Origin of the sequence: Mucilaginibacter glaciei (assembly GCF_014773245.1) — a bacterium.
GTDB lineage: Bacteria > Bacteroidota > Bacteroidia > Sphingobacteriales > Sphingobacteriaceae > Mucilaginibacter > Mucilaginibacter glaciei.
The window spans coordinates 280,204-298,296 of the sequence record NZ_JACWMX010000003.1 but is presented as its reverse complement, the minus strand read 5'-3'; the positions used below and the strand labels follow the sequence as shown (position 1 = coordinate 298,296).

The window sequence follows — 18,093 nt, the reverse complement described above, 5'->3', positions numbered from 1 at the left end:
ATAGTCCCGAAGTCGGTTATGACGGAATGTCTGAATGAAGAAAAGCGCCTCACCAGGCGCTTTTTTATTAAAGCTACTTTACAGTCAAAACAATTCTACCCGTAACTCCTTTTGTGTTTATGAAAACACATTTACATGCAAGTTAAGATCAAAAATCAACCCTTTTACCTGCAAAGTACCGTGGTGCTTTTCGGGTTGATATTGCTGGTATACGTATTATCCCAGCTTGCAGATATTTTAGTACCGCTGGCATTCGCGGCGTTTTTGTCTATTTTACTCAACCCGCTTTGTAACCGGCTGGAAAGATTAAAGATTTCCAAGATCTTTTCTATCATCATCGCTATGGTTATTGCCATAACTGTAGTGGCGGTGGTTTTCTACTTCCTGTCTACCCAGATAGTGCAATTTGGCGATTCGTTGCCGATGCTGAAGAAAAAATTCGGCGAAATCACCATCAACCTGAAAGATTGGATCCATGGAACTTTTGGTATCGCCATTGCCAAACAGGATCAAATGGTTAAAGAGGCTTTAAACAATAGCCAAAGCATGGTGGGCAAAACCCTTGGCGGGCTGTTAGGAACGTTGAGCATTGTTTTCCTGCTGCCGGTTTATATTTTCCTGATGCTGCTTTACAAAACACTAATACTAAACTTTTTATACGAGGTGTTTTCTGAAGAGAACTCCAAAAAAGTAAGTGATGTATTAAGCGAAACTAAAAGTGCTATCCAAAGCTATATTGTAGGCTTACTGATAGAAATGCTGATCGTGGCCGCCATGAATTCGGCAGCACTGGTTTTATTGGGTGTAAAATACGGCATCCTGATAGGTTGTATAGGCGCAATATTAAACTTGATCCCTTATCTGGGAGGTATTATCGCCATTGCATTGCCCGTTTTAATGGCTACGGTTACTAAAGATGGTTACTCTACCCAATTGGGTGTTATTATAGCCTATATCGTTATTCAATTTATTGATAACAACATCCTGGTGCCCCGCATTGTATCGTCAAAGGTGCAGATCAACGCGCTGATGTCTATCATTGTGGTACTGCTGGGTAACCAGCTTTGGGGTGTATCGGGCATGTTTTTATCCATCCCATTTGTGGCGGTACTTAAAATAATTTTCGATAGGATAGACGACCTGAAACCCTGGGGTAAATTATTAGGCGATAATATACCCACTCATCATAAAGGGGAAATGTGGCGCAGCCGCAGCAGGCGCAAAGCGGTTTTGTCGGATCACGATCAGGAAAAGATTAAAGACTAATAGAAAATAGAACAGATCACAAAAGCCACAGTTTCCTGTGGCTTTTGTGATTTAATTAAAAGTCTTTAGTCCAAATGTCGCTTTCGCTCTAAATTAATGGCTCACCGCGTTATCGCCTTTTTTGAGAGTGCCATTGGTAAACAACAGCGGGTTAACCTTTTTTGTATCGCCCTGGTAAACCCAAACAATGTTGCCAATATATTTACGGAAGGCATCGCTTACCTGGTCTGGCGTTAACTTTTTCACATCATTTACAAGGGTTAATGAGCGCCTCCAGTTATTATGCAACGCCTCGTTTGACGCTATTGACGATGCCTGGGCATTATTAGTTTCATTTTTGTAATAAAAGCTGGTAAGGTAAGTCACCTTCATATCGGCCACTTCATCCTTCCGGAAACCTTCATTCTTGATCCGGTCAACCAGTTTGTCAAATACCGCGATGTATTTATCGGGTTGGGTGGTTGATACCGAGAAACGGGCTACACTGGTGGCGCCGCTACTAAACCAAGCCGATGGTGCATAAGATAAGCCGTTGTTGGTACGGATATCCAAAAAATGTTTGTCGGCAAAAATGCGCATAGCCACATTAAAGGCGTCATAATCGGGCGTGCCGGGGGCCGGGCCGCTGGTTACACCCTCTACATAGTTGGTTGCCAGTTCGCGGCCTTCTGATGAGAAGGTATTTTTATACACCCTAAAGAAATCTTTCTTCAGCTCGAATGGCGCGCCTTGTTTGATCCCGGTGAGCATCGCTTTTACCTTAGCCTCAATGTCTGCACGCTCCATATCGGCAACCACCACTATGGTCATGCGCGATTTGGTTAATATCGACTGGTAGTACGCCTTAGTTCCCAATGCAGTAAGCGCTGTAAGGCTGGGCACCGTACCTGATGGATCTGTGGCGTAACTACGGCCTGCAAACGCCACCTTATCGGCAAATTTATCAATCGCTACATCGGGCTGCCCTTCCTCAGATTTTAGCTGGGTAATGGCGTCTTGTTTAATGCGGTCAAATTCTTTGGCATCAAACTTAGGCATGGTTATCGCCTCCACGTATAAAGGCCAAGCCGTATCAAAATCTGTTTTTATGCAGTTTAAAGTGACCGTTGCATAGTTTTTATTGGTGTAACCATACACCGAGGCGCTAATTTTTTCAAGCGCATTCTTAAAGCTGTTTTTATCGTGCTTTAAAGAGCCGCATTCCGTGAGGGCACTCATCGCCATCGATTCGATACCCGCTTTTGCAGCCGGGTAATTTTGTACACCGCCTTTTATAACGGTTTGTATCACCACAATATCGTTACCACTTGGCTGTACTATTACCTTTACGCCATCTACCATCATATCATAGGCCGGTTTTTGCGCAAAAGCCGGGCTGTAGCTGCCAACTGCGATAGCTACCAGTAAACCGTATATATATTTTTTCATTTGATTTTTAATTATTTAGATACAAAATAGGTCCCTGCCTTTGCTGTTTTGTTAGCCTCCGGGCTGATGATGATACCCGCTACCATTGGTTTACCGGTAATGTAGGTGTCCAGGTATTTTTTGATATCGGCACGGGTTACCTTTTGGTAATTTTTATCGATATCGGTACCAAAATCAAGTGATGTGCTGCACCAATAAAAGCTGAGTTGGCTGGCCAGGCTGGATGGCTTTTCTTTTTGGCGGATGCTGGCACGCAGCAGGATAGCCTTCGCATCGGTTAATTGTTCGTCGGTGTAGTAATCGGCATTGCCAAACATGCTTACCTGGTGCATGAACTCGTCATAGCACTCTTTTAATTTAGTAGGGTTTGGTGTAATGCTGATATCTATTGGCCCGGTGTATTTACTGGTTTGGTAACCTACATAAACCCCGCTGGCCAGGCCCTTATCAACCAGTGCCTGCTGTAATTTAGATGAGTTTAAGCCTACAATGGTCGAGAATACATCTGCAGCAACCGTGCTGGCCGAGTCGGTCAGATAAGATGGCCCCTGCCATGCGAACTCCATATTGGGCGTTTGCGCTATTGACATTTCTTTCACAAAATATTCGTTTTTGGTTAGCGGCTTAAACGGCGGGATAGGGTACTTTTTTATCGGGTCTTCGCCTGTACCTTGCCAGCTTCCAAATATATCTTCGGCTTTTTTAAAGGCATCCTCATGCTTTACATCACCCACAATAGTTAACAGGCTGTTGTTAGGGATATAATATTTGCCCTTAATTACCATCATCTTTTCGGGCGTGGCGGTATTTATCACTTCGTGGATACCTATCGGGTTTTTACGAGTGATCAAATCTCCCCATAATTTTTTTTGTACCTCAAAGTACAGTTGGAAACCAGGGTCGCTTTCGGCGCGCTGAAACTCGCCGTCAACAACGGGGCGTTCCTTTTGCATATCCTCTTCCTTATATATAGGGAACTGGATAGCTGCGTTCATGAATTTAAGCCCCTGTGCAAGGCTATCGCGGTCAAATGTAAAGTAGTAATTCACCCGCTCCACGTTAGTAGTACCATTCCAGATAGCACCTAATTCCTGCGTGCGTTTCAGAAATTTCTCCTGATTGGGGTAATCTTTATTGGCTTTAAAGAACATATGCTCAAAAAGGTGCGACAGGCCGCTGTACTCCGGCCCTTCGGTATAGGCACCATTCTTTACAGCGATTTCAATAGTTGCCAACGGCACTTTTGAGTTTTCGATCACTACAACTTCCAATCCGTTAGGGAGTTTTTTCCAAAAATACCCCTCGGGTAACCTGGGTTGTTGCGCAAGTGCCGCGAAAGAGCATAGGGCTCCTGCAGCAGTGAGTGCCAATTGTTTAATTAATTTCGGGATCATAGCTATGGGTTAATTGTGACACCATAAATATATCGCTTAATTAACTAAAACATTAAGAGCTAACAGGAATTATTTAAAAAATAATATGATCTTTTTGGCAGATACATTTTCGAGGAAGGGCTTAAATATCAGCGAAGCGTTTTCGCGCGCTTTATCCAGGATCTTCATTTCGGTGGCGCCTGCCAGAATCTTCTTTTCGGCCAGCTTGTATACATCTTCTACCATAGTTTTGCTCTTATCGGCGAACCACACGCCTGATACATCATACACGCGAGATTTCTGGTGATCCAGTTTTACATAGCAGATCTCGGGCTTGGGCAGGGTTACCAGTATGCTATCCTTAGTTTGGGTGATATCGCTCTTTTTAACCTTGGTCAGGTCTATACATGCGGTTACCTCTCCTACCGCTACAAATAACACCCGTGAGTCGGGTAAAACCAGGTGCAATTCCTTTTTCTCTACCACATCCTTCATGGCATACTTAACCAGCTCCAGCTTACCCATCGATACAATTTTAGATACCATTACATCTTCGGTAACCTCGGTGTGGGTTTTGGTGAACTCGTTTTTGATATAAAAGAATAGGAACACCAAAAAGCCGGTAATAACCAATGCAAAAACAAGCGTAAGCGAAATACGGGAGCGGGAAGTATTTAACATGGCGGTAATTTACTTATTGGTACAAAAAAAGATGGCGATAGTTTGCACTACCGCCATCTTTTAAAATGCTTAAAATATGCTTATGCGTAAGTTACGTTTAAGGTAATTGGTACGCTTAAGGCTTTTGATATGATACAGCCTGATTTTGCGCCTTCTGCAACTTCTTTAAATTTAGCTTCGTCAACACCCTCTATCACGCTGGCTTTCATTTCCAGGTGGATGCCTTTGATCTCCAGCGCCTGCATATCCAGGTCAAGGATAGCGTCGGTGGTTAAATCGCCCGGGGTGATGCCTTGCTGTGTTAAAGCCGCGCCAACTGCCATTGTAAAGCAGCCTGCATGTGCAGCAGCTATCAATTCTTCAGGGTTGGTACCGATGCCATCGGCAAAGCGTGTTTTGAATGAATATTGTGTTTTATTAAGAATAGTGCTTTGCGTAGTTATTTCGCCCTTACCATCTTGTAAAGTGCCATTCCAATGTGCATTTGCTGTACGTTTCATATTTGTTTGGTTTTTAGTTTTTGCTGATTTATAATATTAATCTGAAATATAAATAATTTAATGTACACTAAATTGTACTCGTCGGCTGTCACAACTCATCCGGCCGTTGCTTCGCTCATCTGTTAGCAGAGAGGGCCGGGCGGCTTAACGTCGTCGTGAAAGGGTTACCATTTAGCGCGCTCGTACTGGCTGGGCCATTTTACTTCTACTCCCAGTTCATGCGCTGCCCTTAACGGGAAATGCGGATCTTTCAACAACTCGCGCGCCAATAGCACTACATCTGCCTGGCCGTTTGTAATGATCTCGTTAGCCTGCTCAGCCTCGGTTATCAAACCTACCGCACCGGTTAAAATATCGGTCTCTTTTTTAATCGTTTCCGCAAATTCGACCTGGTAACCCGGTTTTAAGGGAATCTGCGCACCAGCCACATTGCCACCGGTAGAGCAATCGATAAGGTCCACCCCGTTTTCTTTCAGTATTTTTGATAAACCTACCGAGTCTTCTATCGTCCAGCCGCCTTCCGTCCATTCGGTTGCGGAGATACGCACAAATAGCGGATATTCTTCCGGCCAAACTTCTTTAACGGCAGCTAATATCTCTAACAATAAGCGGATGCGGTGTGCGAACAGGCCACCATACTCATCGGTACGCTGATTGCTGATGGGCGATAAGAACTGGTGGATCAGGTACCCGTGTGCGGCATGCAGCTCAATCACTTTAAAACCGGCAGCCAAAGCACGCCCGGCCGCAGCCTTAAAATCAGCAATCACCTTTACAATTCCGGCTTTATCTACTTCGACAGGCGCAATTGGTTCTCTGCCGAAAGGTATGGCACTGGGTGCCACGGTATCCCATCCGTTCTCATCGGTTGGCGGCAGTTGTTTACCACCATTCCAGGGTTCGGTATGGCTAGCTTTGCGGCCCGCGTGTGCTAACTGCACCCCGGCGAACGCGCCCTGCTCTTCAATAAAATTGGTGATCTCCTTTAACTTGGCAATATGTTCATTCTTCCAGATTCCCAGATCGGCAAAGGTTATTCTGCCCTCGGCAGAAACTGCCGCCGCTTCTGTAATTATCAGCCCGGCGCCTCCAATGGCACGTGCGCCTAAATGCACCAAATGCCAATTGTTAGCAAAGCCGTCTATGCTGGAATATTCGCACATCGGCGATACCACGATACGGTTCTTTAATTCGATGCTTTTTATTTTAAGAGGAGAAAACAGGTGAGCCATTTATTTTTTTATACAAATATGATAAGTAACAACTTTGTAGGCTTCACGGTTTTGTCATTTAGCCACAAAACGCTATTATTTATCTGCAAATGAACATTTGCTTATGTTAGCCGTTGAAACTACAGATTAATGAACTTTGTTCTCACCGATAAGTATATAATTTGACTACCTATACCACACTCATCATCCTTAGCGGATTGGTAATTTTTTCGTACCTGTTTGATTTGATTGCAGGCAAAACAAAGATCCCATCTGTTATCCTCCTGTTGTTTTTGGGCATAGGCATCAAACTCATCGTTGATTATTTCGGGCTGCTTAAATTTAACTTCATTTCTATACTGCCCACTTTAGGTACCCTGGGGTTGATTCTGATCGTATTTGAAGGTGCTTTAGAATTAAAGTACACAAAGGATAAAAACGCGGTTATCAAAAAATCGTTTCTATCTGCACTAAGTATTCTTCTGGGTACGGCGGTGCTGGTTACCGGTGCCTTTTACTACATCAGCAGCGAAAGTATTTACCGATGTTTTGTTAATGCTATACCGTTTTGCGTAGTAAGCTCGGCCATTGCCATCCCGTCAGCATCTGGTATGCGTAAGGATAAGAAGGAATTTATAATCTATGAGTCGTCCTTTTCTGATATCCTTACAGTTATACTGTTCAACTTCATGATCAATAATAAGCAGATCGGATTTTCGTCGTTCACCAAATTAGGCAACGATCTGATCCTGATCATATTTGTAGCAATATGTTCTTGTCTGTTGTTACTTTACCTTATAGGCCGGTTATCGCACCACGTAAAATCATTCCTAATTATTTCAATCCTGATATTGGTTTACAGCATAGGGCAATCATACCACCTGTCCTCGCTGATCATCGTACTGGCGCTGGGCCTGTTTCTGAATAACGCCGGGCAGATCCACTTTGCGTGGTTCCGCAGATACTTTATTTATCCGGCGCTTAATTATGATATCAAGCAGCTTTTCCAGCTATCGGCCGAAAGCGCCTTTATTATGCGCACTTTCTTTTTTATCATTTTTGGGTATACCATGAATATTTACCAATTGCAGGATGTTGCCGTGCTGGTAAACGGCGGTTTAATATTATTGCTGATTTACCTGGTACGGTTCCTGTATCTGAAGCTGGTACTTAGGTTAAGCCTGATGCCCGAGATGGTGCTTATCCCAAGAGGGTTGATTAGCGTATTGCTTTATTATAATATCCCTGCCGAACTGAAGATCCCGGCATTAGGGACAAGCCTATTATTTGTGGTGATATTAGGAACGAGCATTATTATGAGTTTGGGGCTATTGGGCACTAAAAGGTCAGCGACGCACGAATTTGGAGATGTATAACCATTACGGCGTACTTATTGCCACAGGTAGCACCTTTCCGTTAAAAAAACGATGCCCTGTAACGGCAAAATCGGCAATGTATTTACCCATTTCAAATGCCATAACCGGCGATTCGTAACCCGGGAACGCACGTTCCAACATTTCTGTTTGCGCCGAACCTAACGCCAGGCAATTTACCTTGATGCCTTGCTCCACCAACTCTTGCGCCAGGCACTCCGTAAGCGTGTGTAAGGCCGCTTTACTTGCCGAGTAAGCTAACAGGCCGTTAAACTTGGCGCTACCTTGGTAGCCGCCCATACTACCTATATTGAGAATGTGTGAACCCTCGCTCATAAACTGCAGCAGGCTTTGAATAATGCGCACATGGCCGATATAGTTACTTTGCAGCATCTCTACAAAATCGGTTTCTAAAAGTTCGGTAAAAGGCTTGTTAACCAACACCCCGGCGTTATTGACCAGCACATCAACCCGGCCGTCAAAATTAGCGGCGATGAATTGTTGCAGTCCTGCGTAATCATCATGTACGATATCGAATGCTATGGCAAAGATCTCGCAATCGGGGTTTAGGCCTTTGGCAATCTCCAGCAGGCGTTCAAGTTTATCCTGCGAGCGCGCCAGTGCAATTACCTTATGCTTGCCCGATAAGATCAATTCTAATACAGCTTCAAAACCAACGCCGCTGCTTGCGCCTGTAATAATAATGTTCATGTTGCCCCTTTACCCCCTAAAGAGAGAATTTTAATGTTATCGCAAATTTAGTATTTGTACTCAAACCACCAACTGTTCCTACACCGGGTGTTTGATGAGGTACAAGCCATCGTTAATCAGTTTCCTGTTCTCCGTCTCATTAGCAGCTTTTCGTTCCAAAAATCTCCGGATTTCTTCAACTAATTGCGGCTCAGCACTTTCATGCTCCAATAATTCCAATATCTCCAATGCGCACAGCCAATCATCATAATGGTAACGTTGCAGCATCATCCAAACATTACCTAAAAACCCCAGGTCGCCGCCGGTATGCCTGCGGTTGCGTACCTGCTGGTAAAGCTTATGCAGTTTCGTGGTTTTGTAATCGTATTCGGCGTGATAGGTACCTGTGTTTGATTTGTAGGCGATCTCCAGGAATGCGTCCTTATCTGCCGCACCGCAATATACCGAAGTGATCTTCTCACCCACAGCCATATCATAAACTCCCCATAAGGGATCGAACACGATGTTACCGGTTTTATCCTTTGCCGTACAATCGGTGAATGTAATAAGCTGGATCTTCTCGCCTTCAGCATGAATCGTTTTAACCTTACCCGATACGGTGATACCGCTTTCAAATACTAAATCAGCTTTTTTCCCTTGTTCTAATCCAATAGACTTTAGTTCTTCAATTGAGAAGTTTTCTAATGGTTTATCAGATCCTTTTAATCGGCCCACCGGCGAACTAAAACCTTCTTTATGGTAATCCTTCCCGTGACCTTTCAGCTGTTTATTATTAATAGCCAAAGCAGTTGGCCCTGTGGTTTTAATAAACACTGTTCCTTCTTCGTCATCCCTGGCAAACTCTGTAAAGGTACCCGACACCTGCAAGCCCGAGCTGTAAACCGCGGTGCAGGTATTTTTACTGTCGATTGCCTTTTGCAAGCCGTAAGCGCCGCCACAGCGGAACGACATAGTATCGGCAAAAGTTTCTAAAACATTAATCAGGTTTTGGAAGGTTGGGGTAACAAATAGCTGCGGCTGCGTTTTGGTAATATCGTAACTATAGTTAAGGGCATCAATGGTGTAAGGTAGTTTCTTTACCGCATCCATCATGCAGCTGGCACTTTCGCCGATAGACGACAACAAACCTGCTCCGTAAATCTTTGACTCTGCTAAAGTGCCGATCAGCCCGTACTCTACCGTCCACCAGTGCAGACGGCTTAGGAGGGCCATTTCTGAAGGTTCGCCCATGTGATCCTGGCGATGAGCTACCAACTCATCAGCTTTCTTAATTTCAGCTTCGTCGGCATCGGGCATTTCTTTTAATATCGATAAGGCCCTAATAGCTTCATACAACTCAAAATCCTGCGCGCTGAACATCGCCTTAGCTCCTATCGACCCAAAATAGCTCAGGTATTCGTGGTAATCTTTATCGGCAATAATGGGTGCATGCCCGGCCGACTCATGGATGATATCCGGCGCGGGTGTGTATTCAATATGTTTTAACTGCCGGATGTCGGCTGCAATTACCAGCACTTTATAAGCCTGGTATTCCATAAAGGCGGCGGGCGGTATAAAACCATCTACCGTAACCGCACCCCAGCCAATTTTGGCCAGCGCGTTATTCATATCCTGCAGATCGGGGATTTTTTCAATAGTCAGCCCTGCTTTTTGTAGTCCGGGTATGTAAGGATAGTAGGCAACATCTTTCAGGTAACTGTAGTTCTGGCGCATTACGTATCGCCACACCGCATGATCTACCGGGGTATAATGTTCGTAATGCTGGTTTACTATAAACTGCTTTAAATGGCGGGGCAATGCCGCAACCTGCGGGTTATTAAAATCATTAAAATCGCTCATGCCGTAGCTCTTAGGTTTTATTTAGAAAACGTAAAACTATGGATTATGGTTTAACTAAATCAAGCTTTTAACCGATAAAATGACAAAACAACGTGCTTTATTGGGAGTTAAAAATAGGCTGACAAATTAAATATCTTTATCATTGCCAATTTCCAAATTTACTTCGGCTTTAGATAACCCATCCTCTAAACGGCTGGGGCGAAGTACATAATAAACGCCCAGTAGCGCCACTAATATGGAGATGAGATAAAAGGTACCCGGTAAGAAAACGGTAAGGCTTTTTTCCATTGGAAAGAAGCGGCTAAGCCAGGTAAAAACTGTCTCCCGCACGCCCGCACCACCAATACTGATGGGGATAACCGTAGCCAATGCCGAAATAAGGAATGAAAGCAGGTAGGGCGAAAACTTGCCGGTAAAATCTTGTCCTAATAAAATAAACACAATGGCCGATACCTGTAAGGTTTGTACCACAACTGCCTTGGCATGCGCCGCGAAAAAGTACCGGGTGTATTCTCTGAAGAACTTATAAGCCACGAAATAGTAAATAATAGAACCACCGATGAAAATACCTAAAGGTATGCCGATATGGATATCTATCTGCGGGATCAGAAAGATAAGGGCCACAATGATTAACCCGATGGCCCAAAGGCCGCTCAACCTATCAAACATGATAGCCCAGAAAACCTTTTTAGCAGGCAGTTTATACGTTTTATTCAGCAGATATATCTTGTAACCATCGCCGCCTATCCCGCCCGGGAGCAGGAAATTATAGAACAAACCCAGCAGGTAAAGCCGGAAGTTGAATCGGGCATCTAACTTCAACTGGATTGACTTGAAAAAACTGGATAACCGCCAGGACGATATTACAATAGATACAAAAAAACTCACCAGCGCAGCCAGCATCCACCAGTAATTAGCATGGATTAGCCGGTATTTTACCTGCTGAAAATCAACTTTACGAAAAACAAAGTATAATAAAACCGAGGTAACCCCGAATTTAAGCAGCACTTTAGTTATGCTCCACACCCTGTCTTTCCAGGTTTTGGGTTTTACAAGCTGCTCCGCTTCGTCTTCCTCTATTTGTGCCATGTTTTTCATTCAGGTGCAAAGCTATGCTTTTTTTAGATTACCCTGTTTTTGTTCCTGTCTATTTCACAGTTTTTAACAGTTACGGGCTAATCATCATCATGTAACCATGTCATTAAATCCTAAAATCTACAATCCGATATTTCAATAATTGCTAACTTTGCGCCATGGCTAAAGTACAAGTAGGTATTGTGCAAATGACTTGCACCGCAAACAAACAGGAAAACCTGGATAAGGCTATTGTAAAGGTACGTGAGGCTGCAGCAAAAGGCGCGCAGATTGTTTGCCTTCAGGAGCTTTTTACATCGTTATACTTTTGCGATGTAGAGGATTACGACAATTTCGCACTGGCAGAGTCTATCCCCGGCCCATCTACCAATGCTTTATCGGCTGTTGCGGGTGAATTGGGCGTAGTGATCATTGCCTCCCTGTTTGAGAAACGGGCACAGGGTGTTTACCATAATACTACCGCCGTTTTAGATGCCGACGGCCAATACTTGGGTAAATACCGCAAAATGCACATCCCCGATGATCCCGGTTTTTACGAGAAATTTTACTTTACCCCCGGCGACCTGGGCTACAAGGTTTTCAAAACTAAATTCGCCACTATAGGCGTGTTGATCTGCTGGGACCAGTGGTACCCGGAAGCTGCACGCATCACGGCCTTAATGGGTGCCGAGATCTTGTTTTACCCAACCGCCATTGGCTGGGCAACCACGCAGGACGAGGCTACCAACATAGAGCAATACAATGCCTGGCAAACAATCCAACGCTCGCACGCGGTGGCTAACGGCGTTTACGTGGTTAGCGTAAATCGTGTAGGTGAAGAGGCCGGCGTTAAATTTTGGGGAGGATCATTCTTTGCCAATCCGTTCGGCGCTTTAATGCACCAAACCACGCCCGATCAGGAAGAGATTGTAGTAATGGAGCTGGATCTTGATAAATCAGATTACTACCGCAGCCACTGGCCGTTTTTGAGGGATCGTCGTATCGATTCATATCAACCGATAACGAAGCGTTTAATAGATGGCGATTAACTTAACCTATGTCATTGCGAGCGATAGCGCGGCAATCTCAGCATATCTGCATAGCTATGAGATTGCCAAGTCGTTCCGCTCCTTGCAATGACATGGTAGTTTATAAATAATAAAAAGACCGACCAACCCCGTCATTGCGTGGTAAGAGGCAATCCCCGATACGCAGATCCGCTCTGTATGTTTGGAATTACTTTGTACCTAGCCATAACGGTTTAGATAAAACCCCATAATGAACACTATCAACATACCAACCGGATTTCATTTTCCTGCCGAATGGGCTAAACAAACCGCTATGTGGTTAAGCTGGCCGCATAAAGAGGCATCATGGCCGGGAAAACTCCCGCTTATCTATCCCAGATATTGTGAGTTTATAAAAATAGTGTCCGAAGGTCAGCTGGTGCGCATAAACGTTGCCGGTGAACAGATGGAAGTATTTGCCAAACAACAATTGTTAGCCGCCGGGGTGGACCTTAAAAAAATTGAATTTTATCATTTCCCAACCAACGATGCCTGGTGCCGCGATCACGGCCCCGCGTTTTTGGTGAATTATGAAACTAAAGAAAAAGTAATTGTCGATTGGGGGTATAATGCCTGGGGGGATAAATATCCTCCGTATGATCTGGACGATGTGATCCCTACTAAAATAGGCGAACACTTGGGCTTGCCGGTTTACTATCCGGGTATTGTGATGGAAGGCGGCTCTGTTGATTTTAATGGCGCAGGCACCTTGCTAACCACTACTGCCTGCCTGCTCAACAAAAACCGCAACCCGCATTTAAACCAGCAGCAAATAGAAGGGTACCTGCAAAATTACTACGGTGTGGAACAGGTGCTTTGGCTGGGCGATGGCATCATCGGCGACGATACCGACGGCCATATAGATGATATTACCCGCTTTGTAAACACCGATACGGTTTTGACCGTAGTAGAGCAAAATAAGAACGACGAAAACTACCACATCCTGCAAGAGAACCTGCAAACCTTAAAAACCATGCGCCTGCTTAACGGAAAGCAATTGAATATTGTGGAATTACCTATGCCCGAGCCGGTGGTCTATGAAGATCAGCGGCTGCCGGCATCATACGCTAACTTTTACATTGGAAACGCGGCAGTGGTTGTACCTACCTTCCGCTCACATCATGACGATAAAGCTTTAGACATTATCCAGGATTGTTTCCCCGACAGGAAGGTAGTCGGCATCGATTCAACGGATATTATCTGGGGACTGGGGAGTTTTCACTGCCTGAGCCAGCAGGAACCGGCGGTGTAGTTATTGGGGGATGTAATACCAAGGGATATTAAGGCCCCCCCTTTTTGAATTGACCTTTATTGTTGAGCCAATTTGCACCTGTTCATAAAAGCTATTTAGAATTTTGATTTCGCCCGATTCTTTGTAACTCCCCCAATCACTTATTTTAACGTAAGGCACATCCTTAGTTTTATACTTGTCTACAACTGTTGCATCAAATATTTGGGGTGCAGATTGATCAAAACCACAATTGATCATCAGCGTACTACCATATCCATAAAACAAGGCAATAACCAGTAGAATAACAAATTGCGCTGCTCCACCTTTTTTAGTGATGCCTTTAATACTTATCACAATTATTAAAACCGAGCTTATCAATAAAAAGGGAACCCAAACATCGCTGTGGTTAATGATATGATAATCAATTATGGTGACGATCAACAATACCATGCTTGGGATATACATGCCAACATATACCGATGGTAAGGGACTATTATTCTTTGTAAAAAATTTGATCAACCCTTTACCGGAAATAATTAAGAATATCCCTATTAAAGGGTAAAAAAAAGTCATCAAACAAACTATAAAACCGTAATTTCTAAAAAAACAACCAACAAATAAAACACCACCGCCGATATTAAATATCAGGGCTTTTCTCTTCGCGCTTTCAAGCTTTTCATTGCGTTCATTTTCAGAATAGCCTAAAGCATTATCGTTTAAGATAAGTCCCATTTCTTGTTGATATTCTACAGTATCTAAATCTGGGCACAAATTACTTAGTTGAGCTATCATTTCTTCGCTCTTGTCCATGAGTTGCGGTCCATATATCCGCAATTTCTTTCTCTCGCCGTTAATCAAATAAATGATTAAAAGTTTATCCATGACTCTAAAGCCTTTTATACCATCGGCATACACCTTGCAGCTTCCAAATAAGCTTATCACCTCTACAGCATCTTCTGCTATTATAACTCTCTTCATTTTTAGGTATAGTGTCCAAACAGCACCTATAACGAAAGCTAAAACACCACTTATATAGTTAGATGTTGAATGATGTTTTTTCAGACCCTCGCTTGTTAGGAACACCGCAAAACCAAATATTATGGTTATAAATATCCCATACACAATCTTATATAGAACGCTAATCTTATACTCTTTTTCCATTACAATAATTTAGGTTTTTAAATATAGAAAATCCCTAAACTATATTCTTCACTCTTTTCACCGACAATTCCCCCACCCTTACCGACTTCTTTAAATGTATTACCAATTATAGGTTTGCATATGTGTTTTCTTACATTAGTTTTGGTCAAGATTAAAATTAAAACATACCATGTTCAACAATATAGATAACGCAACAAAAACCCCTCGCGGCAAAGTAATGGCCGGGGGCATATTACTGGCAGTAGGCTGTTTCTTACTGCTCAAGCAATTCGATATAGATATCATCCCCGATTCTATCGACCTTTGGCCTTTATGGCTAATTTTCTGGGGCCTGGTGATCGGTGCCCGCAGCAACTTCCAAAAATCATCGGCCATTGTGCTGATCGGCTTAGGCGGTATTTTCATGCTGACAGAGAACCTGCACAACGTGGGCGGCTTTGTCTGGCCGGTAGCAATCATCGGTTTAGGCTTGTGGATCATCTCTAAAAGAGGCTCGCACCATAACCCTGCCGCCGTTAACAGCGATTACTGGGACAGCAAATACCAGGCAACACCTGCCGATAAGCCTTTGGCCAACTTTGGTGATGCGGATTATGACTCGGCAAACGTACCACCGGTAGATCCTTTGAATCCCGGCAGCACCAATGTGCCCCCGCATTCTTACGACGATATTTTGAATGCTACGGCCATATTTGGCGGGGTTAACAAAACCATCTTCTCCAAAAACTTTCGTGGTGGCGATATCACCAATATATTTGGCGGTACAGAGCTTGATTTTACCCAGGCCGATATTCATGGCCGGGTGGTGATCGATATTACCCAGGTATTTGGCGGCACCAAAATAATTGTGCCGGTCAACTGGCAGGTAGTGCCAGATCTGGCCGCAGTATTTGCTGCCGTTGATGATAAGCGCATCAAAAACCCATCGGCCATTAACCACAATAAGGTATTGGTATTAAAAGGTGTATCCTTATTTGCCGGGGTAGATATCCGCAGCTATTAATTTAACCTATTTATCAACTCAATATTTTTATTATGAACTGGTACGTAGCAAAATTAATTTTTAGGGTGATTAGCGGCAACGGCGAACATAACGCGCAGTTTGACGAGCAGCTGCGCCTGATCAACGCCGATACTGAAGTACAGGCCTATGAAAAGGCCAGCAACATTGGCCATGCCAACCAGGACAGCTTTTTGAACGCACAAAAGCAAACTGTTAAATGGCAGTTTATTGATGTGGCCGAGCTAAACGCCATAAACGGACTTGCCGACGGAACCGAGCTTTATTATAACATACACGAAGCACAAGACCCAGACCTGTATATTGCCTGGGCGCATCATAAAAGTGCCCTGCTGGGTGTAAAAAACTAAACCTTACCTAAACAAACAAAGCTTTGGCGGCATCACATATATCGCAATCAAAATTATTAGGGGCTTTTGCTATCTGTGGGTTGGTTTGGGCCGCCCTGCAGGCTTATATCATCCATAGTTTTGGCTTTGTATGGTTTACGGCTATAGTTGATGCTTCTCTTAGCGGGATCTTGCTATCGTTGGCTTGCTGGTTAATTAATAATAACCTGCGGTACTACCAGCCCGATAAAGAAAGCTACGTGTACCTGCTCATCTGGTGCGCCGCCCTTGCCGCCGCCTGTGTCGCCGGTTGTCGTTACCTGTTGCCATTATTTGATATGGGGCAGGTTTATCAAAACTTTTTGGTGCAATCATTAGTGATCAGATATTTCACGGTGTTTTTAGCCATTGGCTGGATGGCCATGATCAGCGCGCTATTTTACTCGCAGCTCGATCATAAAAAAACTGAACTGCGCAAAACAGAAGCCGAAAAACTGGCCCGTGATGCTGAACTTTATAACCTGCGCCAGCAACTGCAGCCACATTTTTTGTTCAACAGTCTAAATTCCATTAATGCCTTGATCGGTTTTAAGCCTGATGAAGCAAGGAAGATGATCCATCAGCTATCGGACTTTTTACGCGGCACCTTGAAAAAGGACGATCAGCTATTGGTGCCCCTCACGGACGAACTATCGCACCTGAACCTTTACCTGGAAATAGAGAAGGTACGTTTTGGCCACCGCCTGCAAACCGAAATAAGCTGCGATAATGCCTGCGGCGAAAAGTTGCTGCCCTCGTTATTATTACAGCCATTGGTTGAGAATGCCATTAAATTCGGCTTGTATGATACCATTGGCGACGTTACCGTAAGCATCCGTGCCGAAGTGGAGGAGCAATACCTGATCATCATGATCCAAAACCCGTACGACCCTAAAACCTCGCGGCCGCGTAAAGGCACCGGTTTCGGCTTAAGCGGGGTGCAGCGCAGGCTTTATTTGATATTTGCCCGTAACGATCTGATGGAAACTCACGCAAATGATAATATATTTACAACCATTATAAAAATACCGCAGCTATGATAACGGCTTTAATTATTGACGACGAGCCCCTGGCACGTATGGTTGTACTGGAATATTTGCAGAATTTTAAGCAGATTGAAGTTTTGCAGGAATGCGGCGATGGTTTTGAAGGGCTTAAAGCCATTCAGCAGCACCAGCCCGACCTGATCTTTCTGGACGTGCAGATGCCCAAGATCAACGGCTTCGAGATGCTGGAACTGGTAGATAACCCGCCCGCTGTGATCTTCGCCACAGCATTTGACGAGTACGCTATTAAAGCCTTTGAAGCACATGCGGTTGATTACCTTTTAAAGCCATTCAGCAAAGAGCGTTTTAACAAGGCGATAGAAAAACTGTTAGCGCAAGCCCCCGCAGGCCCTACGCCGGTTACCAAAACCAACCCGTTGTTGGAAGAAGCCGCACAATCGCCCGCACAAAACGAGCGTATTGTGGTAAAAACCGGCACCAAGGTAAAGATCATTTCGGTATTGGATGTGGAATACCTGCAAGCCGATGACGATTACGTAAGCGTAATCACCGCTGAAGGTTCGTTCCTGAAGAACAAAACAATGGCATTTTTCGAAAAGACTTTAGACCCGCGCCAGTTTGTGCGTGTACACCGCTCGTACATCATTGCCATTAACCAAATTACCCGGTTAGACCCTTATGAGAAGGACAGCCACCTGGCCATTTTGAAATCGGGCGCCAAGATCCCGGTAAGTAAAACCGGCTACGTGAAGTTGAAACAAGTACTGGGCATTTAATCCATT

Annotated in this window: 17 protein-coding genes; 8 read left to right on the top strand and 9 right to left on the bottom strand. The window is 44.2% G+C overall.

All coding sequences use genetic code 11. The features are described from left to right. Positions 1–135: 135 nt before the first annotated feature. The gene (locus tag IDJ76_RS08905; protein WP_191162911.1) at positions 136–1,266 is read left to right on the top strand and encodes an AI-2E family transporter; all 1,131 of its coding nucleotides are present in this window, start codon (positions 136–138) and stop codon (positions 1,264–1,266) included. Positions 1,267–1,359: 93 nt separating this feature from the next. On the opposite strand, the gene IDJ76_RS08900 is transcribed toward IDJ76_RS08905, so the two are convergent. From IDJ76_RS08900 to namA, 5 genes are all read right to left on the bottom strand, one after another. Beyond that, positions 1,360–2,694 carry a M16 family metallopeptidase gene (locus IDJ76_RS08900; RefSeq protein ID WP_191162909.1) on the bottom strand — a complete coding sequence of 445 codons (1,335 nt, stop codon included), beginning with the start codon at positions 2,692–2,694 and terminating at the stop codon, positions 1,360–1,362. An 11-nt stretch (positions 2,695–2,705) separates the two neighbouring features. Beyond that, positions 2,706–4,088: a M16 family metallopeptidase gene (locus IDJ76_RS08895; RefSeq protein WP_191162907.1), complete on the bottom strand. Its 1,383-nt coding sequence runs from the start codon at positions 4,086–4,088 to the stop codon at positions 2,706–2,708. Positions 4,089–4,157: 69 nt separating this feature from the next. After that, complete coding sequence (locus tag IDJ76_RS08890) at positions 4,158–4,748, bottom strand: DUF4230 domain-containing protein (RefSeq protein WP_191162905.1); 591 nt, start codon at positions 4,746–4,748, stop codon at positions 4,158–4,160. An 80-nt stretch (positions 4,749–4,828) separates the two neighbouring features. Continuing rightward, positions 4,829–5,248, bottom strand: coding sequence for an OsmC family peroxiredoxin (locus IDJ76_RS08885; RefSeq protein ID WP_191162903.1), 420 nt, complete (start codon positions 5,246–5,248; stop codon positions 4,829–4,831). Positions 5,249–5,412: 164 nt separating this feature from the next. Then, positions 5,413–6,480: an NADPH dehydrogenase NamA gene (gene namA / locus IDJ76_RS08880; RefSeq protein WP_191162901.1), complete on the bottom strand. Its 1,068-nt coding sequence runs from the start codon at positions 6,478–6,480 to the stop codon at positions 5,413–5,415. A gap of 161 nt (positions 6,481–6,641) precedes the next feature. Here namA and IDJ76_RS08875 point away from each other — a divergent pair, with 161 nt between their 5' ends. Continuing rightward, a complete protein-coding gene (locus IDJ76_RS08875) occupies positions 6,642–7,835 on the top strand; it encodes a cation:proton antiporter (RefSeq protein WP_191162899.1) in 1,194 nt (397 codons plus the stop codon). A 3-nt stretch (positions 7,836–7,838) separates the two neighbouring features. Here the strand turns inward: IDJ76_RS08875 and IDJ76_RS08870 are convergent, their stop codons facing one another. The 3 genes from IDJ76_RS08870 to IDJ76_RS08860 form a co-directional block, all read right to left on the bottom strand. Beyond that, positions 7,839–8,543: an SDR family NAD(P)-dependent oxidoreductase gene (locus tag IDJ76_RS08870; RefSeq protein ID WP_191162897.1), complete on the bottom strand. Its 705-nt coding sequence runs from the start codon at positions 8,541–8,543 to the stop codon at positions 7,839–7,841. A gap of 78 nt (positions 8,544–8,621) precedes the next feature. Continuing rightward, positions 8,622–10,382 carry an aromatic amino acid hydroxylase gene (locus IDJ76_RS08865; RefSeq protein WP_191162895.1) on the bottom strand — a complete coding sequence of 587 codons (1,761 nt, stop codon included), beginning with the start codon at positions 10,380–10,382 and terminating at the stop codon, positions 8,622–8,624. A 126-nt stretch (positions 10,383–10,508) separates the two neighbouring features. After that, positions 10,509–11,471 (bottom strand): lysylphosphatidylglycerol synthase transmembrane domain-containing protein, encoded by a 963-nt coding sequence (locus tag IDJ76_RS08860; protein WP_191162893.1) that lies wholly within the window; start codon positions 11,469–11,471, stop codon positions 10,509–10,511. Positions 11,472–11,635: 164 nt separating this feature from the next. On the opposite strand from IDJ76_RS08860, the gene IDJ76_RS08855 reads away from it, so the two are divergent. Together IDJ76_RS08855 and IDJ76_RS08850 are read left to right on the top strand one after the other, a co-directional pair. Beyond that, positions 11,636–12,505 carry a carbon-nitrogen hydrolase gene (locus IDJ76_RS08855; RefSeq protein ID WP_191162891.1) on the top strand — a complete coding sequence of 290 codons (870 nt, stop codon included), beginning with the start codon at positions 11,636–11,638 and terminating at the stop codon, positions 12,503–12,505. 229 nt (positions 12,506–12,734) lie between these two features. Further along, a complete protein-coding gene (locus IDJ76_RS08850) occupies positions 12,735–13,775 on the top strand; it encodes an agmatine deiminase family protein (RefSeq protein WP_191162889.1) in 1,041 nt (346 codons plus the stop codon). Here IDJ76_RS08850 and IDJ76_RS08845 read toward each other — a convergent pair whose 3' ends face one another. Beyond that, positions 13,776–14,915 (bottom strand): hypothetical protein, encoded by a 1,140-nt coding sequence (locus IDJ76_RS08845; protein WP_191162886.1) that lies wholly within the window; start codon positions 14,913–14,915, stop codon positions 13,776–13,778. A 169-nt stretch (positions 14,916–15,084) separates the two neighbouring features. Here IDJ76_RS08845 and IDJ76_RS08840 point away from each other — a divergent pair, with 169 nt between their 5' ends. The 4 genes from IDJ76_RS08840 to IDJ76_RS08825 are packed head-to-tail and all read left to right on the top strand — an operon-like array spanning position 15,085 to position 18,087. After that, positions 15,085–15,918: a LiaF transmembrane domain-containing protein gene (locus IDJ76_RS08840; RefSeq protein ID WP_191162884.1), complete on the top strand. Its 834-nt coding sequence runs from the start codon at positions 15,085–15,087 to the stop codon at positions 15,916–15,918. Between the two features lie 32 nt (positions 15,919–15,950). After that, a complete protein-coding gene (locus IDJ76_RS08835) occupies positions 15,951–16,286 on the top strand; it encodes a DUF4288 domain-containing protein (RefSeq protein WP_191162882.1) in 336 nt (111 codons plus the stop codon). Between the two features lie 23 nt (positions 16,287–16,309). Beyond that, complete coding sequence (locus IDJ76_RS08830) at positions 16,310–17,344, top strand: sensor histidine kinase (RefSeq protein ID WP_224746258.1); 1,035 nt, start codon at positions 16,310–16,312, stop codon at positions 17,342–17,344. Further along, positions 17,341–18,087: a LytR/AlgR family response regulator transcription factor gene (locus IDJ76_RS08825; RefSeq protein ID WP_191162880.1), complete on the top strand. Its 747-nt coding sequence runs from the start codon at positions 17,341–17,343 to the stop codon at positions 18,085–18,087. The genes IDJ76_RS08830 and IDJ76_RS08825 overlap by 4 nt, the downstream gene beginning before the upstream one ends. Positions 18,088–18,093 lie beyond the last annotated feature (6 nt).

What these genes read in the sequence shown, in the direction of transcription:
- namA (WP_191162901.1), bottom strand. Translation starts at nt 6,480, where the DNA reads ATGGCTCACCTGTTTTCTCCTCTTAAAATAAAAAGCATCGAATTAAAG.
- IDJ76_RS08835 (WP_191162882.1), top strand. Translation starts at nt 15,951, where the DNA reads ATGAACTGGTACGTAGCAAAATTAATTTTTAGGGTGATTAGCGGCAAC.
- IDJ76_RS08890 (WP_191162905.1), bottom strand. Translation starts at nt 4,748, where the DNA reads ATGTTAAATACTTCCCGCTCCCGTATTTCGCTTACGCTTGTTTTTGCA.
- IDJ76_RS08900 (WP_191162909.1), bottom strand. Translation starts at nt 2,694, where the DNA reads ATGAAAAAATATATATACGGTTTACTGGTAGCTATCGCAGTTGGCAGC.
- IDJ76_RS08840 (WP_191162884.1), top strand. Translation starts at nt 15,085, where the DNA reads ATGTTCAACAATATAGATAACGCAACAAAAACCCCTCGCGGCAAAGTA.
- IDJ76_RS08855 (WP_191162891.1), top strand. Translation starts at nt 11,636, where the DNA reads ATGGCTAAAGTACAAGTAGGTATTGTGCAAATGACTTGCACCGCAAAC.
- IDJ76_RS08825 (WP_191162880.1), top strand. Translation starts at nt 17,341, where the DNA reads ATGATAACGGCTTTAATTATTGACGACGAGCCCCTGGCACGTATGGTT.
- IDJ76_RS08895 (WP_191162907.1), bottom strand. Translation starts at nt 4,088, where the DNA reads ATGATCCCGAAATTAATTAAACAATTGGCACTCACTGCTGCAGGAGCC.
- IDJ76_RS08885 (WP_191162903.1), bottom strand. Translation starts at nt 5,248, where the DNA reads ATGAAACGTACAGCAAATGCACATTGGAATGGCACTTTACAAGATGGT.
- IDJ76_RS08860 (WP_191162893.1), bottom strand. Translation starts at nt 11,471, where the DNA reads ATGGCACAAATAGAGGAAGACGAAGCGGAGCAGCTTGTAAAACCCAAA.
- IDJ76_RS08850 (WP_191162889.1), top strand. Translation starts at nt 12,735, where the DNA reads ATGAACACTATCAACATACCAACCGGATTTCATTTTCCTGCCGAATGG.
- IDJ76_RS08905 (WP_191162911.1), top strand. Translation starts at nt 136, where the DNA reads ATGCAAGTTAAGATCAAAAATCAACCCTTTTACCTGCAAAGTACCGTG.
- IDJ76_RS08865 (WP_191162895.1), bottom strand. Translation starts at nt 10,382, where the DNA reads ATGAGCGATTTTAATGATTTTAATAACCCGCAGGTTGCGGCATTGCCC.
- IDJ76_RS08870 (WP_191162897.1), bottom strand. Translation starts at nt 8,543, where the DNA reads ATGAACATTATTATTACAGGCGCAAGCAGCGGCGTTGGTTTTGAAGCT.
- IDJ76_RS08845 (WP_191162886.1), bottom strand. Translation starts at nt 14,915, where the DNA reads ATGGAAAAAGAGTATAAGATTAGCGTTCTATATAAGATTGTGTATGGG.